Source organism: Actinomadura meyerae (assembly GCF_900188445.1).
In the GTDB taxonomy this organism is placed as follows: Bacteria; Actinomycetota; Actinomycetes; order Streptosporangiales; family Streptosporangiaceae; genus Spirillospora; species Spirillospora meyerae.
Genome location: NZ_FZOR01000041.1, coordinates 45,415 through 72,247 on the forward strand (window position 1 = coordinate 45,415; position 26,833 = coordinate 72,247).

General features: G+C 73.1%; 20 protein-coding genes and 1 pseudogene. 12 read left to right on the plus strand and 9 right to left on the minus strand.

The features are described 5' to 3' along the window. The first annotated feature begins 10 nt into the window (after positions 1-10). Together CHF16_RS31485 and CHF16_RS31490 are read left to right on the plus strand one after the other, a co-directional pair. The gene (locus CHF16_RS31485; RefSeq protein ID WP_089329802.1) at positions 11-643 is read left to right on the plus strand and encodes a hypothetical protein; all 633 of its coding nucleotides are present in this window, start codon (positions 11-13) and stop codon (positions 641-643) included. A 3-nt stretch (positions 644-646) separates the two neighbouring features. Next, positions 647-1,318, plus strand: a complete 672-nt coding sequence (locus CHF16_RS31490; RefSeq protein WP_089329803.1) for an RES family NAD+ phosphorylase — start codon at positions 647-649, stop codon at positions 1,316-1,318. 113 nt (positions 1,319-1,431) lie between these two features. Here CHF16_RS31490 and CHF16_RS31495 read toward each other — a convergent pair whose 3' ends face one another. The 4 genes from CHF16_RS31495 to CHF16_RS31505 form a co-directional block, all read right to left on the minus strand. Then, a complete protein-coding gene (locus CHF16_RS31495; RefSeq protein WP_089329804.1) occupies positions 1,432-2,517 on the minus strand; it encodes a macro domain-containing protein in 1,086 nt (361 codons plus the stop codon). Between the two features lie 148 nt (positions 2,518-2,665). Beyond that, on the minus strand, positions 2,666-3,058 hold the full coding sequence (locus CHF16_RS31500; protein ID WP_089329805.1) for a hypothetical protein: 393 nt from the start codon (positions 3,056-3,058) through the stop codon (positions 2,666-2,668). A gap of 4 nt (positions 3,059-3,062) precedes the next feature. Beyond that, positions 3,063-3,221 carry a hypothetical protein gene (locus tag CHF16_RS40560; RefSeq protein WP_179271794.1) on the minus strand — a complete coding sequence of 53 codons (159 nt, stop codon included), beginning with the start codon at positions 3,219-3,221 and terminating at the stop codon, positions 3,063-3,065. A gap of 214 nt (positions 3,222-3,435) precedes the next feature. After that, the gene (locus CHF16_RS31505; RefSeq protein ID WP_245869591.1) at positions 3,436-4,005 is read right to left on the minus strand and encodes a MarR family winged helix-turn-helix transcriptional regulator; all 570 of its coding nucleotides are present in this window, start codon (positions 4,003-4,005) and stop codon (positions 3,436-3,438) included. A gap of 19 nt (positions 4,006-4,024) precedes the next feature. Here CHF16_RS31505 and CHF16_RS31510 point away from each other — a divergent pair, with 19 nt between their 5' ends. The 3 genes from CHF16_RS31510 (at position 4,025) to CHF16_RS31520 (ending at position 7,409) form a co-directional block, all read left to right on the plus strand. Next, complete coding sequence (locus tag CHF16_RS31510; RefSeq protein ID WP_089329807.1) at positions 4,025-4,642, plus strand: mycothiol-dependent nitroreductase Rv2466c family protein; 618 nt, start codon at positions 4,025-4,027, stop codon at positions 4,640-4,642. Positions 4,643-4,809: 167 nt separating this feature from the next. Then, the gene (locus tag CHF16_RS31515) at positions 4,810-5,808 is read left to right on the plus strand and encodes an AurF N-oxygenase family protein (protein ID WP_089329808.1); all 999 of its coding nucleotides are present in this window, start codon (positions 4,810-4,812) and stop codon (positions 5,806-5,808) included. After that, entirely contained in the window at positions 5,808-7,409 is a 1,602-nt protein-coding gene (locus CHF16_RS31520; protein ID WP_089329809.1) for an FAD-dependent oxidoreductase, read from the plus strand. The genes CHF16_RS31515 and CHF16_RS31520 overlap by 1 nt, the downstream gene beginning before the upstream one ends. 410 nt (positions 7,410-7,819) lie before the next feature. Here CHF16_RS31520 and CHF16_RS41980 read toward each other — a convergent pair. After that, positions 7,820-8,005 (minus strand): annotated as a pseudogene (locus tag CHF16_RS41980) (TetR family transcriptional regulator); the annotation flags it as partial. A 260-nt stretch (positions 8,006-8,265) separates the two neighbouring features. On the opposite strand from CHF16_RS41980, the gene CHF16_RS31530 reads away from it, so the two are divergent. From CHF16_RS31530 to CHF16_RS31555, 6 genes are all read left to right on the plus strand, one after another. Continuing rightward, positions 8,266-9,876 (plus strand): alkaline phosphatase D family protein, encoded by a 1,611-nt coding sequence (locus tag CHF16_RS31530; protein WP_089329810.1) that lies wholly within the window; start codon positions 8,266-8,268, stop codon positions 9,874-9,876. A gap of 147 nt (positions 9,877-10,023) precedes the next feature. Next, entirely contained in the window at positions 10,024-11,124 is a 1,101-nt protein-coding gene (locus CHF16_RS31535; RefSeq protein WP_218826934.1) for an FHA domain-containing protein, read from the plus strand. Between the two features lie 64 nt (positions 11,125-11,188). Then, on the plus strand, positions 11,189-12,622 hold the full coding sequence (locus tag CHF16_RS39770; RefSeq protein ID WP_143228188.1) for a hypothetical protein: 1,434 nt from the start codon (positions 11,189-11,191) through the stop codon (positions 12,620-12,622). After that, the gene (locus CHF16_RS31545; protein WP_089329812.1) at positions 12,619-13,908 is read left to right on the plus strand and encodes a hypothetical protein; all 1,290 of its coding nucleotides are present in this window, start codon (positions 12,619-12,621) and stop codon (positions 13,906-13,908) included. The genes CHF16_RS39770 and CHF16_RS31545 overlap by 4 nt, the downstream gene beginning before the upstream one ends. Then, entirely contained in the window at positions 13,905-15,965 is a 2,061-nt protein-coding gene (locus CHF16_RS31550; RefSeq protein ID WP_089329813.1) for a vWA domain-containing protein, read from the plus strand. Before CHF16_RS31545 ends, CHF16_RS31550 begins: the two co-directional genes overlap by 4 nt. Before the next feature lie 5 nt (positions 15,966-15,970). After that, a complete protein-coding gene (locus CHF16_RS31555; RefSeq protein WP_089329814.1) occupies positions 15,971-17,773 on the plus strand; it encodes a serine/threonine protein kinase in 1,803 nt (600 codons plus the stop codon). Positions 17,774-17,810: 37 nt separating this feature from the next. On the opposite strand, the gene yjfF is transcribed toward CHF16_RS31555, so the two are convergent. The 4 genes from yjfF to CHF16_RS31575 form a co-directional block, all read right to left on the minus strand. After that, positions 17,811-18,782 (minus strand): galactofuranose ABC transporter, permease protein YjfF, encoded by a 972-nt coding sequence (yjfF, locus tag CHF16_RS31560; protein ID WP_089329815.1) that lies wholly within the window; start codon positions 18,780-18,782, stop codon positions 17,811-17,813. A 92-nt stretch (positions 18,783-18,874) separates the two neighbouring features. Beyond that, entirely contained in the window at positions 18,875-19,924 is a 1,050-nt protein-coding gene (locus CHF16_RS31565; RefSeq protein ID WP_089329816.1) for an ABC transporter permease, read from the minus strand. Continuing rightward, positions 19,921-21,435 (minus strand): sugar ABC transporter ATP-binding protein, encoded by a 1,515-nt coding sequence (locus CHF16_RS31570; protein ID WP_089329817.1) that lies wholly within the window; start codon positions 21,433-21,435, stop codon positions 19,921-19,923. The genes CHF16_RS31565 and CHF16_RS31570 overlap by 4 nt, the downstream gene beginning before the upstream one ends. A 90-nt stretch (positions 21,436-21,525) precedes the next feature. Further along, complete coding sequence (locus CHF16_RS31575) at positions 21,526-22,503, minus strand: ABC transporter substrate-binding protein (protein ID WP_089329818.1); 978 nt, start codon at positions 22,501-22,503, stop codon at positions 21,526-21,528. A gap of 492 nt (positions 22,504-22,995) precedes the next feature. Between CHF16_RS31575 and CHF16_RS31580 the strand changes: the two genes are divergently transcribed. Further along, entirely contained in the window at positions 22,996-26,829 is a 3,834-nt protein-coding gene (locus CHF16_RS31580) for a bifunctional glycosyltransferase/CDP-glycerol:glycerophosphate glycerophosphotransferase (RefSeq protein WP_179271795.1), read from the plus strand. Positions 26,830-26,833 lie beyond the last annotated feature (4 nt).

The following is a 26,833-nucleotide window of genomic DNA, read 5'->3' on the forward strand; positions in this document are numbered from 1 at the left end:
GAGGTCGCGCATGGCGGTACCGGACGCCATCAAGGCGCTTGCCGAGCATTGGGACGACACGGTCGGTGACCTGGACGAAGACCGGTTGCGCGCCATCGCCGCCGCCGGTCCGCCGGGCGACTCCGGCGACGCGGCCGTCCGCGCGGCCGCCCGGCGGGTGGCCGACGTCGTGGCCGCGGCGCTGCCCCGGCGGCACCCGGTGCACCGCGCGCTGACCGGGGGGACCCGGCTCGCCGTCGGCGACTGGACGGGCGCGAGGCCGGATCTGGCCGCGGTCACCGCCCTGGCCGCGGGCGCGCTGGCCGAGCGCGAGGCCGACGCGCGGCTCCTGGCCGCCCCGATGGTGCCGTGGGACGAGGTGCGCCGCCGGGGCATCGGCCTCGACGCCGACGACCTGATCCGGCTGGCCCCGCCGTCCGGCGGCGACCGCGCCCCGGCGTTCCAGTTCGACGACGCGGGCGCGCCCCGCCCGGTGGTGCTCGCGGTCAACCGGCTGCTCGCGGTCCGCGACGACCCGTGGGGCGTCGCCGACTGGTGGCTGGGCGGCAACGCCTGGCTCGCCGGCGTCCCCGCCGACCTCCTCGGCGAGGTCGACGACGAGACGCTGGTGAGCGCCGCCCGGGCCGAGACGGCGGTGGGCTGAGCCGTGCCGTTCACCGCGCCCCCGACCGCGGCCAAGACGACCCCGAACCGCACCGTGCTGCCGGCCGGCACGCGGCTGTGGCGCGTCCACCGCGGCACCCGCGGCCCCGGCGACTTCAAGCCGGTCCCCGCCGACCCGCACTTCGGCGGCGGCCGCTTCGACAGCATCCCCGGCGACGACGAGTACCCCTACCTCTACGCGGCGCCGGACCCGCGGACCGCGCTGCTGGAGACCCTGGTCCGCAGCATCCCGTTCGACGACCGCGGCGTCCGCTACCTGCGCCGCGCCGCGCTCGCCGGCATGGTGATCTCCGCCGTGGAGAGCACGTCCGACCTCGCGCTGATCTCGCTGCTTACCAGCGCCGACCTGGCCGCCGCCTGCCAGGACGAATGGCTGATCCACGCCGAGCCGCACGAGTACCCGCAGACCCGGCGGTGGGCCCGGTGGCTGCGCGGGCACGCGCCGTGGGGCCAGGGCCTGCTGTGGCCGTCGCGGCGCGACATCGGCCGGCCGTCCGCGATGCTGTTCGGCGACCGCGTCGACCCCGGCGAACTCGCCCCGGTGCCCGGTTCGGCGGTCGCGCTGGACGACGCCGCGGGCGCCCGCTGGCTGAACGAGCAGCTCGCGCCGTACCGGATCCGGGTCAAGCCGCCCCGTTCCCCACGCCGCGGCTGACCCCGCTGACCCCGCGAACATCCTCCGCACCCTTCTCTATCCGGCGTCCAGAACCGGACAAAGCCCAGCCAACCAGCGGGTCTGGTCGCGATCCGGGCCGGATTCGGGCGCGATCAGGGCAAGGCGGTCCGCTCGCGGTCGCGGGCGCGGAGCCCCTTCATGACGGCTTCCGCCGTGGCGGCGCTGCGGGCGATGAGGTGGACGTCCCACTCGCCGGACCGCATCTCCGGTTCGAGGGCGCCCCACAGGTAGGCGAAGGCGGTGTGCGGGGGCAGGCCGCCGCGGCCGGCGCCGAACACCGGGAAGCACAGCGAACGCAGCGACGGCTCGTGGCGCGCGCGCTCGTCACGTGCCAGCGCGAACACGTTGCGGACGGCGCGGACGACCGCGGATGCTTCGACGTCGTAGGTGTCGGTCCGGGGACGGGGCACCGCGACGGCCGCGTGATAGACGCGCTTGACGCCCTGGGCCCTCAGCTCACCGGGCGAGGTGGGGACGACGGTGCCCGCGAGGAGCGGGATGCCCTCTCGTCCTTCCTTGCGCAGCCATTCATGCAGCTCGTCCTGCAGCACGTCCTTGGAGATGGCCCCCATCGCGTCGCGCGTCGCCGCGGCACTGCGCAGGCTGGCGGAGAACGTGGAGCGGAACGTCTTGGACATCTCCAGGTACACGTTCTCGGACGAGACCAGGACGTCGACGCCGTGCAGGGTCTCCACGGGCTTGCGGTGCAGCGTCACCGCGCCCGCCGGCACGCTCACCTCGACACTGCCGCCCAGCGGGACGCCACCGGTGTCGGGCAGGGCGGCGGGGCACAGGTCCAGGATGCGCTGCGCCAGGTTGTCGATGACCAGGCGTTCCTGGCGCTTGCGGAACCGCTCGACGCTGACGCCGTAGACGGCGGCGGCCCGGCTGCGGCGGTCCTGGGCGGGCCAGTCGCGGGTACCGGGCACGAGGCCGAAGGTGTAGGCCGTCGCGGTGTCGAGGTTGCCCGCGAGGCCGGTCGCGGCGCGCTCGATGACGCGGGTCAGCGACGAGCGCACGCGGTCGTCGCCCACGGGGAGGCCCAGTGCCATGGCCGCGGCGCTCAGCGCGGGGAGGTCGACCTCGTGCAGGCGCAGCAGCCCGCGCTCGCGCACGGCGCGCAGGTCGGCGACCAGCGCGGCGTGGCCGAATGAGGCATGGCTGGTTTCGGAGGGCATGCCGCCATAGTCGCAATCGCGACCGGAAGCCGCGACCGTTCTGGTTTGGGTCGCCCTAATCCGGCCATCGGGGGCACCCGGCCGCGCCATGTGACGCGGACCGGTGGCTCTCCGGCGCGGAGGTCCACCGGTCCGCATGCGAGCCGGTTCACGCCGCCTGCGTGAGGACGCCCTCCGAACGGAGGATCCTGCGGGCGACGTACCGCTTCTTCCGCCAGCACAGCTGGGCGTGCAGCCGGATGAACCCGGCCTGCGTGGTGAACTGCGACACCCAGATCTGCACGGCACACCCGCCCCCGTCGAGCGGCTCGTAGTCCACCGAGATGGTCGGGCTGTGCAAGCGCAGGAGGGGCCGGAAGTTGTCCACCCCGAGGCCGTCGGTGCGCCGCCAGATCTTGCCGAACGACTCGTGGACGACCCGCCTCGCCTCCTCGGGCGGGAGCGCGGTCAGGACCTCCACCTGCTGCCGCCCCGCCACCTGCGTGAAGACCGCCCAGCCGAGCACCAGGAGGATGCCCGCGACGATCAGGAAGCCCGTCATCGGTTCACTTCTTCCAGTGGCCCTCGTGCTGCGGGCAGACCTGGCCGGTGTTCCGGCACTTGCTGCACGTCAGCCGGCCCCCCAGCGGACCGCTGCCCGACCGGCCCCCGTTGCAGCCCGGGCAGTCCTGGAGCGTCCGGTAGCACTTCTGGCACTGACTCATCGTGTCCCCGCTTTCCCCGTAGGTACGAACTTGCCATTACTTGTACCAATAGGGGGGCAGGAAATCTATGCCGCGCCCGGCGGACGACCGGGACGCGGCCGGATCGCGACCGGCGAATCACCGGGCCGGCGGGGCCGGGCTTATACATTCCCCGTATTTCCACGGGGAAATGGGCCTGTATTTCCCCGGAAAAATGATCTTTATTGGACGGGGATCAGGCGTCGAGTGTCGCGGCGAGCCGCTGGAGGAGCTCGGCGAGCCGCTCCCGTTCCGGCTCGGTGAGCCCGGCCAGCAGGCGGCGCTGGTTGTCGAGGTGGGCGGCGAGCAGCTCGTCGGTGAGGGCGACGCCCTCGGCGGTGAGCGTGACGAGGCGTCCGCGCGAGTCGTGCTCGGCGACGGTCCGGCTCACCAGGCCGCGGGCTTCGAGGCGGTCGACCCGCTTGGTGATGGCGCCGGTGGTGACCAGGACGGTGCGGCTGAGCTCGCCCGCCGACAGCGCGTAGGGCGGGCCGGAGCGGCGCAGCGCCGCGAGGACGTCGAAGTCGCCGTTGCCGAGGCCGGCGGCGGCGAACAGCGGGCGGAGCCGCTGGTCGGCCGCGTCGGTGACGCGGAAGAGCCGGCCGATGACCAGCATCGGCGTCGCGTCGAGGTCGGGCCGCTCGCGGTCCCACTGCGCGACCATGGCGGCGGTGGCGTCGGTGGCGTCGGCGTCGGCGTCGGTGGCGTCGGCCTCGGTGGCGTCGGTGGTGGCGTGGGGCTGCATGCCGTTGATGATATCTTCCACGGAAGCTAAAATAACTTCCATGGAAGATAATCTTGCCTCCCCGGCCCGGGTCGTCTGCTACTTCGACGCCGCCTGCCCCTTCGCCTGGATCACCTCCCGCTGGCTGCTGGAGGTCGAGCGGCTGGAGCCGGTCGACCTGGGCTTCCGCATCATGAGCCTGTCGGTGCTCAACGAGCACCGCGACATCGAGCCGTGGTACCGCGAGTTCAACGACCGCGCCTGGGGCCCGGCCCGGGTCTGCACGGCCGCAGAACTCGAGCACGGCACCGGGATCCTGCGCGACCTCTACACCGCGCTCGGCAACCGCATCCACGTGCAGGGCAACAAGGACTACGACACCGTCATCGCCGACGCTCTGGACGAACTCGGGCTGCCCGCGTCCCTGGCCGAGGCCGCCGCCACGGACGAATATGACGAGGCTCTGAGGGCCAGGCACCAGGCCGCACAGGACGCCCTCGGCGAGGAGGGCGGCACGCCCCTCGTCACCCTCGACGGCGCGACCTTCTTCGGTCCCGTCCTGAGCGTCGCACCGAAGGGGAAGGAGGCCGTCCGGCTGTTCCAGTCCCTGAGGACCCTGGCCGGGATGGACGCGTTCGCCGAGCTGAAGCGGTCTCGGGGCCCACTCGACTTCAGCTGAGCCGGGCGTCCGGGGAGGAGGCGGCAGGCGGACGTGACGTGGGGCTCATCCGCCCCCGACCCCTTGCATGGGACAAGGCGTCTCAGTAAATTCCGCGGCAGGGCCGGGCCCGCGGAGCCGGCCGTGCCGCGGGCGAGACGGGATCCGCCGCGAACGAGGAGGTCTCGATGACGCTGTCCACCACCACCGGAGCCGAGCCGTTCGACCAGGAGTACCGGGACCTGCTGCGGACGCTGTCCGAAGGGTCGGTGCACCGGCGCTTCGACCCCTTCCTCGACATCGACTGGGACGCGCCGGAGTTCGCCCTCGACCCGGACGACCCGCGCTGGGTGCTGTCGCCGGAGATCGACCCGCTGGGCGCGACGCGCTGGTACCGGGAGCTGCCGCTGGAGCGGCGGATCGAGATCGGGAAGTGGCGGATGGCCAACTCGATCAAGGTCGGCGCGGCGTTCGAGAGCATCCTGATCCGCGGGATGATGCAGTACATCATGCGGCTGCCGAACGGGTCGGCCGAGTTCCGCTACTGCCTCCACGAGATGACCGAGGAGTGCAACCACATCCAGATGTTCCAGGAGCTCGTCAACCGGATCGGCGTCGACGTGCCCGGGATGCGGCCGTGGTTCCGGCGGCTGTCGCCGCTGATCGGCGTGGCGGGCGGCTACGCGCACGTGGTGCTGTTCATCGGGATCCTCGCGGGCGAGGAGCCCATCGACCACTACCAGAAGGCCCTCATCCGGTCGGGCGAGCGCGTCCCGCCGGCGATGCTGCGCACGATGGAGATCCACATCGCCGAGGAGGCGCGGCACATCTCCTTCGCCGGGGACTTCCTGCGGGTGCACGTCCCGCGGATGGGCCGGGTGAGCCGGGCGGCGTGCGCGCTGGCGTTCCCGCTCGCGATGCGGTGGCTGGCCGGGGAGATCATGACGCCGCCGCGCTCGTTCGCGAAGCGGTTCGGCATCCCGCGCGAGGTCTACAAGGAGGCGTTCTGGCGCAGCCCGCACTCGCGCGCGATCCTCGCCGGGTACTTCGGCGACATGCGCAGGCTCGCCACCGACCTCGGGCTGATGACGCCGGCGGCCGAGCGCCTGTGGAGGCTCCTGCACATCGACGGGAAGCCGTCGCGGTACCGCGGCGAGCCGCACCGCGAAGCGCGCGGGCTCGCCTGATGCCGCACGTCGTCACGCAGTCGTGCTGCGGCGACGCGTCCTGCGTCTACACGTGCCCGGTCAACTGCATCCACCCGACACCGGACGAGCCGGACTTCGCGACCGCGGAGATGCTCTACATCGACCCGGCCGCCTGCGTCGACTGCGGCGCCTGCGTCTCGGCGTGCCCGGTGGACGCGATCAAGCCGCACACGAAGCTGTCGGAGGACGAGCGCGACTTCCTGTCGGTCAACTCCGCCTTCTACGACGCCCCGCGCACCCGGCCGCTGCTCGCCCCGACGGTGCCGCCGCTGCGCGTCCGCGAGCGGCCCGCGCCCCTGCGGGTCGCCGTCGTCGGGTCGGGACCGGCCGCGATGTACGCGGCCGACGAGGTGCTCACCGTCCCCGGCGCGCGCGTCACCATGTTCGAGCGGCTCCCGGTGCCCTACGGGCTGGCGCGGACGGGCGTCGCACCCGACCACCGCCGGACGCGGAAGGTGGCCGCGCAGTTCGACGCCATCCGCGCGCAGGACGGCCTCGACCTGCGTCTCGGCGTCGAGGTCGGCAAGGACGTGACGCACGATGACCTCCTCGCCGGCCACCACGCGGTCGTCTACGCGGTGGGGGCCTCCACGGACCGCCCGCTGGACGTCCCGGGGGCGGGGCTGCCCGGCACGGCGTCCGCCACCGAATTCGTCGCCTGGTACAACGGGCACCCCGACTTCGCCGACCGGACGTTCGACCTGTCGCACCCGCGCGTCGTCGTCATCGGCAACGGCAACGTCGCGCTGGACGTCGCCCGCATCCTCACCATCGACCCGGACTCCCTCGCCGGGACCGACATCGCGCCCGCCGCGCTGGACGCGCTGCGCCGCAGCCGGGTCGAGGAGGTCGTGGTCGCCGCCCGGCGCGGCCCGGCGCAGTCGGCGTTCACCCTCCCGGAGCTGATCGGCCTCCGCACCGCGCCCGGCGTCGGCCTCGCCGTCCCGCCGGACGACCTCGGCCCAGAAGGGGCGGGCGGGCCCAAGCTCGACGTGCTGCGCGGCCTCGACCCCGACCCGGCGGCGCCGCGCCGGATCCTGCTGCGGTACCTGCTGTCGCCGCTGCGGATCCTCGGCCGGGACCGCGCCGAGGGCGTCGAGTTCGGCCGCAACGCGCTCGCCGGGGACGGCGTCGAGCCGACCGGGCGGACGGAGACCGTGGACGCCGGGCTGGTGCTGACCGCGATCGGCTACCGGGGGCTGCCCGTCCCCGGCCTGCCGTTCGACGGCGCGACCGGCACCGTGCCGAACGAGCGGGGCCGCGTCGTCGACCCGGCGACCGGCCGGGCGGTGCCGGGCACGTTCGTCGCGGGCTGGATCAAGCGCGGCCCGACCGGTTTCATCGGCACGAACAAGTCGTGCGCGCAGGAGACCGTCCGGGCCCTGGTGGACGACTACAACGCGGGCGTCCTCGCCGAGCCGCGCACCGGTTCCGGCTCCGCGTCCGGTTCCGGCTTCGCGTCCGGTGCCGGCTCCGGCGAGCGGCCGGTCATCCGCTCGACGACCGTCCTGAGCTCCGTCTTGGGGTCGATCACGAGGCCCAGGGACCGGGCGGCGCCGTCCAGCATGAACCAGGCGTAGGCGGCGATCTCGGCCACGACCTCCGGGCGCGGCCTGCGCGGGGCGGGTTCGCGCACCCACTCCGTCAGCATCCCCTCGACCATCGTCACGATGGCCAGCGGGAGCGACTCCAGGCCGCGGTCGTCGAGGTCGAACGTCCCCAGGAACGCGCCGATGATCTCGCGCGCCCGGACCGCGATCCGGCCCCGGAGGCTGGTGACGGCGTCGGCGCCCGCGCGGTCGTCGTGGGTCGGCCCCTGCCCCATGAAGTCGTGCAGGCGGGGGTGCTCCGACATCCACCCGGCGACGGTGTCGACGGACCTGCGGAGGATCTCCTCGACCGAGCCGTCCGAGATGTCGAGCTTGGCCGCCAGCGTGCCCGCGAAGTCGTCCACGAGGTGGGACCTGATCCGGCGGTCGAGGTCGTCGCGGTCGGCGAACCGCCGGTACACGACGGACTTGGCGAGCCCGGCCCGCTTCGCGATCCGCTGCACCGGAATGTGCGTGCCGGGCGGGGTCTCCTCGATCAGCTCGACGGCGGCGCGCAGGATCATCAGCTCGCGGGCGGAGTTGTGCTCCTCCCAGCGCGCCTGGTACCCGCTCTCCGCACCCGCCATCGGCTCCCTCTCGCACCGGTCGACCCACCGACTCTACCGACCCGGCCACCCCGCGGACCCGGCCCCCTCGTCCGCGCATGGTTGCGATAACGGCTGATCTGTTCGCACTTTGTTCACGTCTATCACTGCGATGTTCGCAAAACAAGACGTTATCTTTTCTGGCACGCCGACCTATGATCAGCAGCGGTCACCCGGCACCGCCCGCCCACCCCGGGGCGGAAGGGCCGCCTCGCGCTGCCCTCGATCAACCGGAGGTCTGCATGTCTTCCCACGTCAGTCCGCTGTCGCGGCGGAAGTTCCTCGGCTGGAGCGGGGCCGGCGCGGCCACCGTGCTGCTCGGCACCGGCGCGCTCGGCGCGTCCGCCGCGCACGCCTACACGTTGCGCAAATCTGGTCTCTTCACATTGGGCATCGCATCGGGTGACCCGGCCCCGGACGGCTTCGTGCTCTGGACCCGGCTGGCGCCCGACCCGTTCGCCGCCGACGGCAGGGGCGGGATGCCCGACCGCCGCATCAAGGTGGAGTACGAGGTCGCGCACGACGAGGGCTTCCGCCGGATCGTCCGGCGGGGCGAGGCCGTCGCCGCGCCCGAGCTCGGCCACTCGGTGCACCCGGAGATCTCCGGGCTCGCGCCCGGCCGCGAGTACTTCTACCGCTTCCGCGCCGCCGGGGAGATCTCACCGGTCGGCCGCACCCGCACCATGCCCGCCGCCAGGTCGCTCCCCCGCGAGCTGTCGTTCGGCGTCGCGTCCTGCCAGGCGTGGCAGGACGGCTACTTCACGGCCTTCGACCACATGGCCCGGGAGGACTTCGACCTCATCGTCCACCTCGGCGACTACATCTACGAGTACGAGATCACGAACAACAACCGGCGGGGGGTGACCGTCCCGCCGCAGTTCGGGACGGAGACCTTCGACCTGGCCCGGTACCGCCTCCAGTACTCGCTCTACAAGGCCGAGGAGCCGCTCCAGCGGGCGCACGCGCAGTGCCCGTGGATCCACACCCTGGACGACCACGAGGTGGCGAACGACTGGGCGGGCGACACCGTCATCATGGGCCGGAACCCGAACCCGGACCCGGCCGAGTTCGCCGCCCGCAAGGCCGCCGCCTTCCAGGCGTTCTACGAGAACCTGCCGCTGCGCCGCGCCCAGATGCCCGCGGGCCCCGACATCCGGCTGCACCGGCGCATCTCCTACGGCCGCCTCGCCGACTTCACGATGATCGACACGCGCGGGCACCGCGACATCCAGGCGTGCTCGTACGGCAACGGGACGGGCCGCACCTCGTCCTGCGACGAGCGCTTCGACGCCGCCCGCACCATCCTCGGGGACGAGCAGCGCCGCTGGCTGCTGGACGGCCTGGCCCGCTCCCGGGCCCGCTGGCACATCCTCGGCAACCAGATGCCGATGGGCGAGACCGACTGGGACGAGGGCCCCGGCAAGGACGTGTGGGTCGACCCGTGGGACGGCTACGTCGCCGACCGCGACAAGGTCCTCGCCGCCGCGCACGAGCACGGCGTCCGGAACCTGGTCGTGCTCAGCGGCGACCGGCACCAGAACTACGCCGTCGACCTCAAGCGCGACTTCGACGAGCCCGGCTCGCCGACCGTCGCCACCGAGTTCGTCACGACGTCGGTCACCTCCGGCGGCGACGGCGCCGACATGGACGACCTCGGCCGCACGTTCCTGGCCGCGAACCCGCACATGCGGTTCTTCAACGCCCAGCGCGGCTACATCCGGGTCAACGTCGACCGCGACGCCTGGCGCAGCGACTTCCGCGTCCTGCCGTACGTCACCAGGCCGGGCGCGCCCGTCTCCACCCGGGCGTCCTTCGTCGTCGAGGACCGCCGCCCCGGCGTCCAGCCCGCCTGACAGCCCGCCCGACCGAAACAGCCGGCCTGACCGGAGCCGGACCGGGCCGGCGGGAATGGCCCGGTCCGGGTGGTCGGCGGCGCGATATCGCGGATAGTGTCGGGCGGCACGGGCGCTTGGGAATTCACCGAACCGGGGTGTTGTGCGGTGGGCCGTTGGGATGCCGTCATCGATGTCTCGAACGTGTGCTGGTCGGCGTACCTGCCGCCGCTCGGCAGGCGCACCCCGCGGTGGCACCGGCTGGAGCTGGTCATGGCCGCATGGCGGGAGCGGCACGGTGACGACGTGCGCTTCGACCTCGTCGCGGACGACTCATTGGTGCGCTCGCTCGACGACGTCCGGGAGTTCCGGCGGCTGAAGGCGTCCGGGGCGCTGGTGACCCGGCCGGTGGCCGACTCGCTGATCCTGGAGCGGGCGCGGGACCGCGGCCTGCACGTCATCACCCGCGACCACTACGTCGACCACCGGATCGACCACCCCTGGATCGAGCGGTCCCCCTCCCGGTTCCACTGCTGGAGCACTGAGGAGGGGGCCGTCCGGTTCGCGCCGCTCGGCATCCGGCCGTGCAGCCCGCAGACGGTCTCCGTGGCGCGGGAGGGCAAGGACCTCAAGCGCGCCCGCCTGGACGCCCGGAACCCGCGGCACCGCCGGATCCTGGAGACCCGCTGGAAGTGCGCCGACGAGCAGTGCGTGCAGGCGGCGCAGTGGCAGGACCAGCTGCTCGTCTGGCCCGCCCTGAACCGGGCCGGGGACCCCGTGTGCCCGTCGTGCCGCACGCCCCTGGTCGGGCTCGGGCCGCGCGATCCGCTGTTCGAGGTCGTGGTGGCCGAGCGCGCGTCCGGCACCGAGATCACGCGGTTCCCGCTGGAGACCGGCCAGCCGGTGGTCGTCGGGCGCGGCAGCGCGCTCAAGGGGGTGAACCTCGCGCTGGACGGCGCCGCCCACCGCGACGCGCTGAAGAAGGTCAGCCGGCGGCACCTGCTGCTGCGGATGGACGAGGACCGGCGCCTGGCCGCCACCGACCTCGGGGCCACCAACGGGACGGAGGTGGAGTACCGGGCGCAGCAGGGCTTCCAGGCACCGAAGGCGGTGCAGCCGGGCAAGGACGTCTTCCTGGGCTTCAAGGACCGCCTCGTGCTCGGCGGTACCGTGACCCTGCGCCTCTCCGGCCGCCGTTTCAGCACAATGGCCGAATCCGCGCATCCGCCCGGCCCGGAAATAGACGGATCCAAGACACTCTTCACCTGACTGCCGGGTTTTCCGGAAGTAGTAGCTTTAGCGCACTTAGCGTCGTTACGCTTTCCCGGTGCTGATGAGCCTGACCCGAGTGGGGGCCGCACGGCAGGCTGTGAGCAGGGGTCTCGTCGTCACGGGAGCGGATCCGGAACGGATCGCCCGCGCCCTGACCGGCGTCCCGCTGCCGCGGCTCGGCGGGGTCCCGCTGACCGTCGCCCCCCAGGAGCGCACCGCCGGGCTGCTGCTGCTCAGCAGCCCCCTCACCTGGATGGGCGGACCGGACGCCCGGGACGAGGCGTTCGCCGCGCTCGGCCAGGCCACCGCGCAGCTCGCCGGGGCGGCCCGGTCGTCGGGCGGGCGGCTGCTCCCGACGGCGGTGACCCTCGGGGACGCCCCGCCGGTGCTGGGCGGCGACCTCCACGAACTGGAGGTCCTCGATGCCTCCGAGCAGGAGGTGCTCTGCAACGTCCTCCGCCGCTACGTGCCCGTGCTCATCGCGCTGTCGGGGCGCGGCGTCGTCGGGACGGGCGCCCCGGTCGACCGGGTGGGGTCGCGCCGCCTCATCGAGTCCACCGAGCATCTGGCGACCCGCTACCTGGCGTCGACGTCGCCCCGGCACCTGGAGCACGTCCGGGCCGAGCTGCGCCGCGGCGGCCTGGCGCGGCTGGAGCAGATGGACGTCGCGCCCGTGGTGCATCCGGACGGCACGCGCACCGTCCTCGTCCGGTGCATGGACGCGCAGGCGTCGCTGGCGGTGACGCGCGCGCACGCCGTCCTGCTGTGCGCCCTCGCGCTGCACGCCCGGCGGCTCGTCCGGGACGGGCGCCGGGAGGGGCACGTCTCGCAGCGGCTGCTGGAGGAGAACCGGGCCCGCGCGATCGCGGACGGCATGCGCGCGTCGCTCGGCGTGGACGCCGCCAGGCCCGGCAAGCAGCAGGGCGGCCGCCCCGGCAACGCGGGACGCGACGCGGCGGCGGAGCCGCAGCGCCGCCGGGCACTGCTCGCGGCGCGCGACCTGCTGACCGAGCGGCGTGCCGAGATCGGCAACATCGACGCGACCGCGGCGGAACTGGCCCCGCTGCTCATGATGATCGACCTGCCCGGCCTGGGGGTGCCGTTCCGGCGTGCGGACGACGTCCTGCGCGGCTGGGCGGCCGGGGGCCCCGCGGTGCTGGAGGCGAAGCTGCTGGAGAGCCTGTGCGACGGCGGCGTTGGCGGCACCGGCGGGACCGTCGTCGGCGAGCTGCGCGCGGCGCATCCGGGCAAGATCGGCCTGATCCTGGAATCGTGGCGCACCGCGCTCAGCGCCCCGCCGCCCCAGCCGCGGAACACGCGCAAGCCGCCGAACCGTAGCAAGGGCGGCTCCGGGCGCGGCGGCTCGGCCCAGAACAGAGGCGGCTCCGGGCAGAACAGAGGCGGCGCCGGACGCGGCAAGGGCGGCGCAGGACAGCGCAGAGGCGGCCACGGACAGGGCGGCTCCGGGCAGGGTCGAGGCGGGGGCCAGGGATGACCGACGACTTCACCGGTGACATCGACATCGTCCTGGACCTGCGCGGCTACAAGCCCGCGGTGACCGAGGCGAAGGATTTCGGCGCCCTCTGGGACCAGCTCGAACCCGCCCTCCTCGGCCGGGACCTGAGCGAGCGTCCCGCCTTCTACCTGGACACCCCGTCGGACGGGTCCGTGGGCATCCAGATCGCAAGGCTGCGGCCGGGCGGCGTCGGCCCGGTGCGACCCGAGACCCGGTTCAACGTCGTGGCGGTGCGGGAGCGGCCCCGGCTGCGGTACCGCTGCCGGGTCTGCGCGGGCCAGGGCACCGGCACCTACGGGCCGTTCGTGTGCCCGGAGTGCCGGCAGGCCGGGCAGGACGACCGGATCTGCGACGAGCACGTCGTGGTGCTGGCGGGGGCCCTGACGTCCACCTGCCCGGAGCACCGGCCCGGCTGCGCCCACCAGGGCTGCCCGGCACCGGCCACGTTCCGCTGCGCGGGGAACCGCTGCCGCAGCAGGACGGCGTGGTGCGACGCGCACCGGCGCGGCCACCCCCGCAACCCCGACCTCGACTACTGCCCGTCCTGCTACGACGTCCACTTCCCCGTGTGCGAGGAGCCGTCCTGCCGGGGCGTCGGGACGGTCGCCTGCGAGTACGTGCTGGAGAAGGCGACGGGCCGCCAGTGCGGCCGCCGCTCGTGCACCCGCCACGCCCACCGCTGGCAGGTGTACGGGGGCGAGCGCGTCGGGCTCGGGCTGTGCCGCCAGCACCGCGCCCAGCACGGGATGACGGCCGACGACGTGCTCACCCAGATCGTGGTGGCGTCCGCCGTCCGCCGCCCCGCCATGCGGCCGCCGTCGCTGGCGGGCTTCGCGCACAACCTCCGCAACGCCGACCACCGCCGGCTCGCCGTGGACTACCCGGCCATCAACGCGCGCCTCGCCAAGCTGTACGCCGAGCTGAAGGGCACCAAGGTGCGGATGCGGGACGCCGACCGCCACCTCGCCGCCTGGAAGCGGCAGGTCGAGGCGGAGACCTCCGCGTCGGCCGAAGGGGAGCGCATCCTGGAGCGGCTGCGGATGCTCGTCCGGCAGTACGACCGGCGGTACGGGGAGCCGATCGCGGAGAGCCTGCGGCTCGTCCAGTACAAGGCCGCGACCGCGCAGCGCCCCGGCCTGCTGTTCGTGGACGTGGCCGAGGACCTGCGCGGCCTGTTCGCCGGGAAGGGGCGCAAGCACCTCATGGCCTACAGCGACCAGCTGGGGCTCCAGGTCAGGCTCGAAGGGGGAGGCGGACGCCGATGAGCCGCGCGTTGCTGGACTCCGGGTCGGGGCGGCTCGTCCTCGTGCCCGACGGCGGCCCGATCGGTCTCGACATGGTCGGCGTCCCCATGTCGGTCGGCGCCGGCCACGCCCTGCTCACGGTCGAGAACGAGACGGTCGGCCGGGCGGCGGTCCGGCTGTCGCCGCTGCCGCAGGTCCCGGACGGGGTCCTCGCCGTGGGCCGGGGCCTGGCCGCGAACCTCGGCGTCGACGCGGGCCAGAAGCGCTGGCGGCTGGACGCGGCCCAGCCGGTCGACGCCGCCCGGCTGCGCGTCGAGCTGCTCACCGAGGACTCCATCGACGCGGTGGTGTCCGGCCTCGCCGCCGCCGGGCTGCCCGGCCGGGTGCTGTGGCACGGCACCGGGGACGAGAGCTACCTGTGGGTCGACGACGTCCCGTACCGGGTGCGGGCGATCGACACCGGCGGCCGCACCGACGTGGTCGCGCGCATCACCGAGCGCACCGAGGTGGAGCTGTTCGCGGCGGGCGTCCGCAGCGGCGTGGACATCGTCATCCTCGCCGACTGCAGCGGCTCGATGGGCGTGGACGACATCGAGCGGTACGGCGAGGGCGCGCCGCCCCCCGGTCGCTTCGCCGGACGGCTCCCCGGTCGCGCTCCCGCCGGACACGGCGGGCGGATCAGCCGCACGCAGGCGCTCCGCCAGGCCCTCTACGACCTGCTGGAGGTCCGGCTGAAGGTGAACGGGCGCGTCTCCCAGGTCGCGCTCGTCGACTTCACCGAGCGGACCTCCGCCCGGTTCCCCCGCGACGGCGGCATGGTCGAGCTGGACGGCTCGTCCCCGCCAGAGCTGATCAACGAGTTCCGGGCCGCGATCGCCGTCCTGTCGGCGCAGGACGGGCGGGGCACCGACATCGGCAACGCGCTGCACGAGGCCGCCAACCTGCTCTACTACAGTGGCCGCCCGGACAACGAGAAGCTCATCGTGCTCGTCAGCGACGGCGCCCACTGGACGCCGCGCGGCGACCAGGGCACGGGCGAGGTCGTCCGGGCGTCGGAGGAGCCGGTCAGCCTGATGGCGCACCTGCACGCCAACACCGGGATCAGGCTGCACGCGATCGGGATCAGCACGCCGGAGCTGTACCGGCACTGGACGATGGCCAACGGCTTCGCGTTCAACCCGGTGCTGAACCCGAACCACGACCTGCTGGAGCAGCTCGTGGCGGTCGGCGGCGGCGACCCCACGACGATCGGCGGCCTGGACGTCCTCGCCGCGTACTTCTCCGGGCTCGGCGCCGGCATCACCCGGACCGTCCGGCTCGACCGCGCGCCCGCGCGCCGCTCCGGCGGGCCGTTGCCCCAGGAGGCCGCCGCCGTCCTCGCGAAGCTCGGGCGGGGCACGGCGGACGGCGCCACCGCCGCGCGGGCCCGGCTCGCCGCGGACCTCGGCGAGCTGGTCGGGCGGTGCAACACCGAGGCGGCCCGGGTCTACGACAGGCCGCTGTTCGACTCCGCCAAGGCGAAGAAGACCATCCAGCGCGCCATCGAGAGCGGCGGCTCCGAGGAGCGCGACCTCATGTACTTCAGCCGCGACGTGCTCGCGTTCAAGCCGGTGACGCCGCCGCCGGGCACCCGGCAATCCCTGCTCGACCGGCACGACGACCTCGTCCGCTACCTCGACGGCATCCGCGCGGTCAGCGCGGGCGGCAACGTCGACTACCCGGCGCTGGACCGGCTGGTCGGCGCGGCCGTGCACGACCCCGGCAGGGCGATCGAGGCCGCGTCGGACCGCCTGCTCGGGCTGCTGCGCGGCTGGTACGAGGCGGCCGCGGCGCACGAGCCCGTCCGGCAGACCATGCCCGGTTCCGGCGCGCCGGACGCCGCCGCGCCGGACCGTGCCGTGCCGGACGCCGCCGGGGCGCGCTCGACCGGCGACGTGCTCGCGTCGTCGGGACCGGACGGCGGAGCGGCCCGGAGCGCCGACCTCGACGGCCCGACGCTCGACGGCCCGACGGTCAGCGGGCCGGCGTCCCCGAGAGGCGGCTCGGCCGCCTCCGGCGGATTCCGGTTCCGGGACTGACTGACATGTCCGACTGGTACTCCGGCCCCCGCCCGGGCTGGCGCGTCGGCCCGGACCACAGCCCGGACGAGTACACGCTGGTCGAGGCGGTCACCAGGGGCGGGGAGGGCGACGTGTGGCTCGCCCGCCGCATCCAGCCGGACGGTCGGCAGCGCGGCGGCGACTGGGCCATCAAGATGCTGCTCACCGACCACCCGGCCGTGACCCGCAACGGCGACGACCCCGAGACGCTGCTGCGCAAGTGGAACGACCGCTGGTACAAGAGCCACCTGGACAGCAGTGACCTGCACACCATCCCCGGCATCGTCGTCCCGGCGCAGACCTTCGGCGGCCCGGCGCCGCACCCGCCCGGTGAGGCGCGGGACGGGGAGCGCGGCCTCTACATGGCCACACCCTGGATCGAGGGGACCGACCTGCGCAGGTGGCGGGAGGCCGCCGCGCCCCGCGACCTGCCGAACGTCGTCACCGAGGTGTGCCGGATCGTGGACGCCCTGCACGACCTCGGCCGCGTCCATGGCGACATCTCGCCCGGCAACATCATGGTCGGCCCGGACGGGCGAGTCTCGCTCATCGACTTCACGTTCATGCGGTTCACCGAGCTGTCCCGGACCACGGCCGCGATCACACCGGGCTTCGGCGCCCCGGAGGCCGCCGACGAGTCCACCGTGCGCACCGACGCCTACGCGGTCGGCGCGGTCGTCTACCACCTGCTGACCGGGCAGAAGGTCCCGACCGCGCCGTCCGGGCTGCCGGCACGCGACGCGGCGCGGGCGGCCGAGCGGGTCCTCGGCCGCCAGGGGTGGTCGCGCGAGGTCGCGGACCTCGTCACGGAGGCGCTGTCACCGGACCCGTTCCGGCGCCCGGTGCCGCTGCGCCCCTGGGCGCACCGCCTCACCGCGCTGCTCGACGCCGAGGCCGGCCGGGTGACGTGCGTGGACGTGGTGAGCGACGTCCGGGACGAGCGGATCACGGTGACGGGGTCGCTGCTCGGCCTGGCCGCGTCGGGCCCCTGGCGGCCCCCGCCGGACGGCCCGCGCGCCGCCGCGCACACCGCCGCCGAACTCGACGGAACGGGACGCCTCGTCGTGTTCGCCGTCGACCCGCAGGACGGCCTGTGGGCGGCCGTGGACGGACGCTGGCACCGGGTCACGGACCGTCCGGTGCGGGGGCGGCCGGCGGTCGCGCGGGCGAGCGACGGCGGCGTGGTCTGCGTCGTGCTCGGCCCCGACCAGGTCCTGGCCCATGACCTCGCGGCGGGCGAGACCGGCTTCCGCGAGCGGGTCTTGAAGGAGGGCCTGCGGCCCGACAGCGCGGTGGGCCCCGTGATCACCCGCCCGGACGGCCCGCTCGTCGCCCTCTACCGGGAGGGCCCGGAGCTGTTCACCATCACCGACGGGCTGGTCGAACCCGTCCTCGCCGAGTTCCGGCCGGAGGCGGCGGCGCTCGGCATCAGCCGCTGGGGCGACCTGGAGGTCCTGGCGGTGGACGGCTCCACCGGCGAGCTCGTCGCCGTCGAGCAGCTCTCCGGCGGATGGGCGCCGCCCATGCCGATACCGTGCCCGGTGCCCGTCGGCAACATCGCCGTCCTCGACCACCGGGAGGGCCGCACCATCGCCGTCGCGGGCCCGCGAGGCGTGTGGGTGATGACCACCGGCGGGCCGTGGGAGCCGCTGGACGACACCCGTCCCGCCGAGCGCGTCGTGCTCCGGCCGACGCGGAGCTGGCGGATGCAGCTCGCCGCGCTCGCCGGCGGCCGGGCGTCCTGCTGGGCCGAGGACCACACGAAGCGGTGGGTCCCGCAGGACTGACCGCCGCCGGGACAGACCACCGGCGGGCGCGGGACGGTCAGGTGGCGGCGGTCCGGGTGCGGCGCCGGGCGCCGATGAGGCGCTGCAGGGCGATGAAGCCGAACAGCAGGACGCCGATGGCGATGCGCGTCCACCACGAGCTGAGCGTGCCCTCGAAGCTGAGGATGGTCTTGATGACGCCGAGGACGAGGACGCCGAGCACGCTGCCGACGAGGTAGCCGGACCCGCCGGTGAGGACGGTCCCGCCGATGACGACGGCGGCGATCGCGTCCAGCTCCATGCCGATCGCGTGGGTCGGGTCGCCGGACAGGGTGTAGAGCGCGAACAGCACCCCGCCGAGCGCGGAGCAGAACCCGCTGATCGCGTACACCTGGATCTTCGTCCGGCCGACCGGCAGCCCCATCAGCATCGCCGACTGCTCGTTGCCGCCGACGGCGTAGACGTTGCGGCCCGTCCGCGTCCATTGCAGGACGACCGCGCCGATGGCGAACACGACCAGCGCGGTGAGCGCGCCGTAGGAGATGTGGTCACCGCCCGGCAGGTGCAGGGAGTTCAGCGCGAGGGTGTCGAAGAACCCGTTGTCGATGGAGATCTGGTTCTCGCTGAGCGTCAGGCACAGGCCGCGCGCCAGGAACATCCCGGCGAGCGTCGCGATGAACGGCTGCACCTGGAACACGTGGATCATGTAGCCCATCGCGGTGCCGAACAGCGTCCCGAACGCGAGCACCAGCGGGATGACGACCGGCGCGGGCAGGTGCAGCTTCATCGTGCCGATCGCGCACAGCATCCCCGACAGCGCCACCATGGAGCCCACCGACAGGTCGATGCCGCCGGTCAGGATCACGAACGTCATGCCGACCGCGACGACGATGAGGAACCCGTTGTCGATGAACAGGTCGAGGAACACCTGCGTCGTGCCGAAGTTCGGGTAGCGGATCGCCCCCGCCGCGAACGCCGCGAGGAACAGCCCGAGCGTCACCAGCACGGGAACGTGCCTGCGCCGCGGCACGAGACTCCGCCCCCGCGAGGCCACAGAGATAACGGCATTCACACCTGTCTCCTGCGGGGGGACGACCCCCCGCTCCCCCCGCTTCGCTTCGCTCACGCTGTGACCTCCTGCTTAGGCGTAACGGCCTTCGAAGAAACGGGCCTTCGGCGGCGGGCGAACTTGGCGCGGAAGGCGGGCGACTGGAGGAGGCACACGATCGTGACGACGACCGCCTCGAAGACGAGCGTGGTGCGCGGCGGGATGCCCGCGGTGTAGATCGTGGTGTCGAGAGTCTGGATGATCAGCGCACCGACGACCGTCCCGGCGAGCGAGAACCGGCCGCCGGTGAGGGCGGTGCCGCCGAGGACGACGGCGAGGATCGCGTCCAGCTCGATCCACAGCCCGGCGTGGTTGCCGTCCGCCGACAGCGTGTTGGAGCTGATCATCAGCCCGGCGATCCCCGCGCACAGCCCGCAGAACGCGTACGCCAGGACGATCAGCCCGGCGGCGCGGATGCCGACCAGCCGGGACGCCTCGGCGTTCCCGCCGACCGACTCCAGCAGCATGCCGAGCGCGGTCCGCCGGGTCAGCAGGACGGTCGCGGCGAGCGCGATCGCCACCAGGATGATCGCGAACGGCAGCCCGAGCCAGTAGCCGCCGCCGATCATCTTGTAGTCCTGGTCGTTGATCGTGATGATCTGGCCGCCGGTGATGAGCTGGGCGACGCCGCGTCCCGCGACCATCAGGATGAGCGTGGCGATGATCGGCTGGATGCCGAGGCGGGTGACCAGCAGCCCGTTCCACGCCCCGAGCAGCAGCGACGCGATCACGGCGGCGCCGATCGACACGGTCAGGCCGTGCCCCTCGCTGATCAGGTAGCAGGCCAGCGCGCCGGAGATGGCGACGGTCGCGCCCACCGACAGGTCGACGCCGCCGGTCGCGATGACGACCGTCATGCCGAGTGAGACGAGGATCAGCGGCGCGCCGAACAGCAGGATGTCGATGAGGCTCCCGTACAGGTGGCCCTGCCGGACGTGGATCGCCAGGAACCCGTGCGTGAAGACGACGTTCCCGAGCAGCAGGACGACCAGCACGGTCACCGGCCAGAACAGCGTGCTCCGGGTGAGTGCGGCGAGCCGTGAGAGGGATTGCGCCCGGTTCATTCCTCCGCGTCTCCGTTCGCGATGGTCTGCAGGATCCGCTCCGTGGTCAGCGACCCGTCGTTGCGGAGTTCGGCGACGAGCCGGCGGTCGCGCAGCACCTCGACCTTGTGCGAGATGCGCAGGACCTCCTCCAGCTCGGCGGAGATGAAGACGACGCCCATGCCGTCGCGGGCCAGCGACACCACCAGCCGCTGGATCTCGATCTTGGCGCCGATGTCGATGCCGCGGGTCGGCTCGTCCAGGATGAGCAGCTTCGGCCGGGTGATGAGCCAGCGGGCGAGCAGCACCTTCTGCTGGTTGCCGCCGGACAGGTTCCGCACCGGTGTGTCCGGGTCGGGCGGCTGGATGCGCAGCGCCTTGACGTACTCGTCCACCAGCTCGTCGCGGCGGCGCCGGCTCAGCGGGCGGAGCCAGCCGCGCGCGGCCTGCAGCGCGAGGACGATGTTCTCCGCGACGCTGAGGTCCATGACCAGGCCGTCGGCCTTGCGGTCCTCGGGGCAGTACGCCACGCCCCGGTCGATCGCGGCGCGCGGCGTGCGGATCGAGACGGGGCCGTCGGCCGTCCGGATCCGGCCGCTGTCGGCGTGGTCCGCGCCGAAGATCAGCCGGGCGAGCTCGGAGCGGCCGGAGCCGAGCAGGCCCGCGAACCCGACGACCTCCCCCGCGCGCAGGTCGAGGTCGGCGGGGGCGATGGCGCCGGTGCGGCCGACGCCTTCGAGCGCGAGCAGCCGCTCCCCCTCGGGCGCGTCGAGCGAGGACTCGTCGAGTTCCTCCAGCGACGCGAGCTCCTGCCCGGTCATCTTCGCGACCAGCTCGAACCGGCTCAGCTCACCGATCGGGTACTCGCCGACGAGGCGGCCGTTGCGCAGCACCGTCACCCGGTCGCAGACCTCGTAGATCTGCTCCAGGAAGTGGGAGACGAACAGGATCGCGACGCCGTCGTCCTTCAGCCGGCGCATGACGTCGAACAGCCGGGCGACCTCGCCGCGGTCGAGGCTGGAGGTCGGCTCGTCCAGGATCAGCACCTTCGCCCGCAGGTCCACCGCCCGGACGATCGCGACGAGCTGCTGCACGGCGAGCGAGTACGAGCCGAGCTGCGCGGTGACGTCGAGGTCGAGGTCGAGCCGGGCCAGCAGTTCGGCGGCGCGGCGGTTGATCGCGGCCCAGTCGATGCGGCCGGACCGGCGGCGCGGCTGCCGGCCGATGAAGACGTTCTCGGCGACCGACAGGTTCGGGCAGAGGTTGACCTCCTGGTACACGGTGCTGATGCCGAGGCGCTGGGCGTGCAGCGGGCCCTGGACGAGGACGCCCTGCCCGTCGATCGCCACGGTCCCGGCGTCGGCCGTGTAGACGCCGGTCAGCACCTTGATGAGGGTGGACTTGCCGGCGCCGTTCTCCCCCATCAGCGCGTGCACCTCGCCGGGGAACAGCCGGAACGCCACGTCGTCGAGGGCCTGGACGCCGGGGAACCCCTTGGAGATGCCCGTCATCTCCAGGACGGGATCGGTCATGGCCGCCTCCTCCTCCGCTCGCGCGCGTCGGTGGCCCGCCGGGGCCGGACGGGCGGAGACGGCCCCGGCGGAACTCGTGATGGACCGGGCTCAGTACTTGCGGGTGGGCAGCGCCTCCTTGGCCTTCGCCTGGTCGAACACCGTCTCGACGGTGACGATGCGCTTCGCGACCGTCTCGCCGGCCTTGACCTTCTTCGCGGTGTCCATCAGCTGGCCGCCGAGCAGCGGGTTGCACTCGACGATGAAGTTGAACTTGCCGTCGGCGAGGGCCTGCATCCCGTCCTTGACCGCGTCGACCGTGACGATCTTGATGTCCTTGCCGGGGGTGAGGCCGGCCTCCTGGATCGCCTGCATGGCGCCGAGGCCCATGTCGTCGTTGTGGGCGAACAGCACGTCGATGTCCTTGTGCGCCTTGAGCAGGGCCTGCATGACCTCCTTGCCCTTGGCGCGGGTGAAGTCGCCGGACTGCGAGGCGATCACCTTGAGGTTGGGGTTGGCGGCGATGGCCTGCTCGAAGCCCTTCTTGCGGTCGATCGCGGGCGCGGCGCCGACGGTGCCCTCGAGCTGGACGATGTTGACGGGCTCCTTGGCGTCCTTGTACTCGCCCACCAGCCAGTCGCCGGCCTTCTTGCCCTCCTCGACGAAGTCCGAGCCGAGGAAGGTGACGTAGAGGGACGCGTCGGAGTCGACGGCCCGGTCGGTGAGGACGACCGGGATGTCCGCGGCCTTGGCCTCCTTGAGGACGGCGTCCCAGCCGGTGACGACGACCGGCGAGAAGGCGATGACGTCCACCTTCTGCTTGATGAAGGACCGGATCGCGGCGATCTGGTTCTCCTGCTTCTGCTGGGCGTCGGAGAACTTCAGGTCGACGCCCGCGGCCTTCGCCGCCTCCTGGATGTCCTTGGTGTTGGCCGTCCGCCAGCCCGATTCCGCGCCGACCTGCGAGAAGCCGAGGACGAGCTTGCCGGAGCCGGAGCCGGAAGCGGAGTCGCCGCCGGAGCCGCAGGCGCTGAGTGCCGCCAGCGCGAGCGAGGCGCCCGCGACGGCGGCGATGAGCCGCTTGAGCATGGTTCTTCCTTCTTCCTCGGGGGTCGGCGAAGGGCGTCTGGGGTGCGTCGTCCGCCGGACCGGTCGTGTTAGCGGTAACATTTCGGGTCGGGGACGGGACCCCGCCGAGGCGGGGCTCAGTGTGGCGCGTGTCACGAATGTTTGCGCTAACGCGCCACCATGTCAATCCCCCAGCGCCCTCGGTGGATCAGATCCCGACCCTTGACGCCGGGCACTGATATCGCTAACAGTCCAGCCCGGCCACCGGCCGAAGGGCCGCCCGCGGAGTTACCGTGGGCCGCACGGGGGACGAATCGCCCACCATGGGGCCGGCTGCCCGCGCACGCCCGGCGGCACCGCTCCGGCACGACTTCGGGCACGACTCCGGCACGACTCCGGCACCGACCGAAAATATTGATCTTGACCGCATGTGATCGTTTTGACCGGCATAGGCGTCTCCAGAACGGGGAGGGGAAATGGTCGGGGGGAACGGGAGACAGGTTGGTGAACTCGATGGCTGAGCCGCGCGTCGGTGTCGTGGTGCCCATATACAACGTGGAGCCGTATCTGGAGGAATGCCTGGCCTCCATCGCACGGCAGTCCCTCCGCGATTTGGAAGTCGTGATGGTCGACGACGGATCGACCGACACCAGTGCGAAGATCGCCCAGGACTTCGTGAACGACGACCCCCGGTTCCGGCTGATCAGGCAGCCCAACGGCGGGCTCGGCAACGCGCGCAACGTGGGGGCGGCGAACGTGCGCGGCCGCTTCCTGGCGTTCGTCGACAGCGACGACGTCCTGCCCGGGTACGCGCTCGAACTGCTCGTCGGCACGCTGGAGCGGACCGGGTCCGACATCGCCTCGGGCAACGTCCAGCTCCTGACCGAGGAGGGCCTGCGGCAGTCGCCGATGCACCGCCGCCCGATGGCGTCGACGCGGCTGCGCACCCACGTCACCCGCGACCACCTGCTGATGTACGACCGGCTCGTGCCCAACAAGGTGTTCCGCCGCCGGTTCTGGGACGAGCACGACCTGCGCTTCCCCGAGGGCGTCCTGTACGAGGACATCCCGGTGACGCTGCCGGCGCACTTCCTCGCCTCGTCCGTCAACGTGCTCAGCGAGCCGGTCTACTACTGGCGGCAGCGCGCGGGCGGCGACCTGTCGATCACGCAGCGCCGCACGGAGATCGGCGCGGTCACCGACCGGTTCGCGGCGGTGGAGACCGTCAGCCGGTTCCTCGGCGCGCGGACCGAGCCGGAGGTGCGCGCCTGCAAGCGCGAGTACGACGAGGTGGCGCTGCGCAGCGACCTGCGCATCTTCCTGAACGTGCTCGGGGAGGCGGACGACGAGTTCCGCGCCCGGTTCGTCGAACTCGCGCACGGTTTCCTCGAACAGGCCGACCCGACCGCGATGCAGGATCTCCCCGCGATGATGCGGCTGAAGTGGCATCTCGTCGGCCGCGGTTTAGTGCCGGAACTGCTCCAGGTACTGGAGTACGAGCGCCGGAAACTGCGGATTCCGGTCACCCGGAGGGTGTGGCGCCATTACGCGCGGTATCCGTACTGGGGCGACCGGAGGCTGAAAATCCCGCGCCGCGTCTTCCGGCTCGGGGAGGAACTCGCGGTCCGCTCGCGCCTGCACGAAGTGGTCTGGCGGGACGGAAAGCTGCACATTACCGGGCACGCTTTCATCGCCAATGTCGGGGCGCGTTTCCCCTGGTCGTCCCTCAAAGTCATCGGCCTGCGGGAGCCGGAGAGCGGCACCACGCGGGTGGTCCCGGCGTGGACGCGGCGCTGCCGCGACGCCGACGAGGTCGCCCGCGATCCGGAGCGCAGCCACGCCTGGTCCGGGTTCACCGCCGCGATCGACCCGAAGCGGCTGCGGGTCGACGGCCGGTACACCGACGGGACCTGGCTCGTCGCGGCCGGCGTGTACGGCCGCGGGGTGCTGCGGCGCGGCGCGCTGGCGGCGGCGTCCTCGGGCAACGCCGCGCATCCGGGCTGGCACTACGTCGAGCCCGGCGTGCGCGTCGTCCCGGTGTTCACGCGCGGCGGCACGCTGCGCCTGCGGGTGGAGACCGTCCGGGCGCGCCTCACCGGCCACCGGGTGAGCGGCGACGCGCTGGAGGTCACGGGAACGATCCTCGGCGGAGTGCCGGACGGCGCCGCGGTCGCCGTCCAGCGCACCGCCGGGACCCTGCTGGACCGTTACCCGGTCGAGCCGGACGGCGACGGCGAGGGGTTCCGGGCGCGGATCCCGCTCAGCGCCCTGATCGGCGACATGCCCGCCCGGGACGAGGGACCGGACCTTCCGGGCACCCCGCCCGGCACGGCGGCCGACACGGGCGTTCAGTGGCGGCTGGAACTGAGCCTGCCGAACGCCACCGCGGCCACCCCCGGAGACGGCACCGCACAGCCCGCGGAGGACGAGACGGCGGCCGGAGCCGCCACCGTCGCCGGCGACCCCGCACTCCCGGCCGACAGCCAGGCCGCGGACGGCTCCGGGACCTCCGACACCCCCGGCGCACCGGACGACTTCGCCTCCGACGAGGACACGGCCACGGCGGACGACGACGGCAATGCGGACGACGGCACCACGAGCAACGACTCCACGAGCGACGACACCCCTGCACCCGGCGACGGCACCCCCGCGGAGGACGAGCTGGTCCACATCGTCCTCGACACCGACGTCGACGAGGGCCTCTACACCCACGCCGACACGGAGTTTGCCATCAGGCGCTCCCGGCACGGCTACGCCGAGCTGGAGGCCCGCATCCCTCGCCCGGTCCTCACCGGCGCGTCCTGGGAGCAGGACGGCACGCTGGTCCTCACCGGAGACTGCCCGCCCGGTACCCCGGACCCGGCCGAGCTGGTGCTGCGCAGCCGCGACCGCAACGAGGAGCGCGCGTTCCCGCTGGCCCGGACGGACGGCCGGTTCCGCGCCGAGCTGCCGGTGAGCCGGCTCGAATCGCTCGGCGGCGTCCTGCCGCTGGCATCCGGCCGGTGGGACCTGCGGGTCCGCCGCCCGGCGAGCGCGCCGTCCCCGGCCGGGCGGAACCTCGCCGTGCCGCTCGACCACGCCGCGCTGGACCGCATGCCGGTCGAGAAGATGATCGACGGCCGCCGCTACGTCCTGCGGGAGCAGGGCTACGACGCGCCGGTCCTGGAGGTCCACTCCGACCTGCGGCCGAGCGAGCGCGGCTCGTACCGGCAGGCGCGCACCCGCGCCCGGCACTACCGTGCGCCGCGCCGCCTGCGTCCGCTGCGCCCGGCGGTGCTGTACGACAGCTACTCCGGCAAGCAGTACTCCGACAGCCCCCGCGCGATCCACGAGGAGCTGGTGCGGCGCGGCACCGACGTGAAGCACCTGTGGGTCGTCCGCGACGCGCAGGTGGACCTGCCCGAGACGGCGCGGCCCGTGCGGCTGTGGGGCGCCGAGTGGTACGAGGCCATGGCCCGGAGCCGCTACGTCATCACCAACGCGCACCTGCCCGAGTGGTTCGTCCGCCGTCCCGGCCAGGTCGTCGTCCAGACCTGGCACGGCACGCCGCTGAAGCGCATCGGGTTCGACATCGAGGACGTGCACTTCGCCAACGCCCGCTACCTGGAGAAGGTGGCGAAGGAGGCGCCGAACTGGAGCTACCTGGTCTCCCCGAACGCGTTCAGCACGCCGATCCTGCGGCGGGCGTTCCGCTACGAGGGCGAGCTGATCGAGACCGGGTACCCGCGCAACGACGTCCTCGCCTCGCCGGACCGCGGCCTCCTGGCGGAGCTGGTGCGCCGGCGGCTCGGCGTGCCCGAGGGCAAGCGCGCCGTCCTGTACGCGCCGACGTGGCGGGACGACAGCTACTACGGCCCCGGCAAGTACCGGCTCGACATGCGGCTCGACCTGGAGCGCGCGGCGGCGGAGCTCGGCGACGACTACGTGCTCCTGGTCCGGCGGCACCCGAACGTGGTCGACACCGTCCCCGAGGTGGGGGACGGCTTCGTCCGCGACGTGTCCGCCTACCCCGACATCGCCGAGCTGTTCCTGGCCGCCGACGTCCTCATGACGGACTACTCGTCGCTGATGTTCGACTACGCGAACACGGGCCGGCCCATCCTGTTCTTCACCTACGACCTGGAGCACTACCGGGACGAGCTGCGCGGCTTCTACTTCGACTTCGAGGAGGAGGCGCCGGGCCCGCTGCTCGGCTCGTCGGACGAGGTGATCGAGGCGCTGCGCTCGATCGACCAGGTGGAGCGCGACTACGCCGAACCCTACGAGCGGTTCGTCCGGCGCTTCTGCGAGCTGGACGACGGCAAGGCCGCCAGCCGGGTCGTCGACCGCATCCTCCAGACCGGTTGACTCC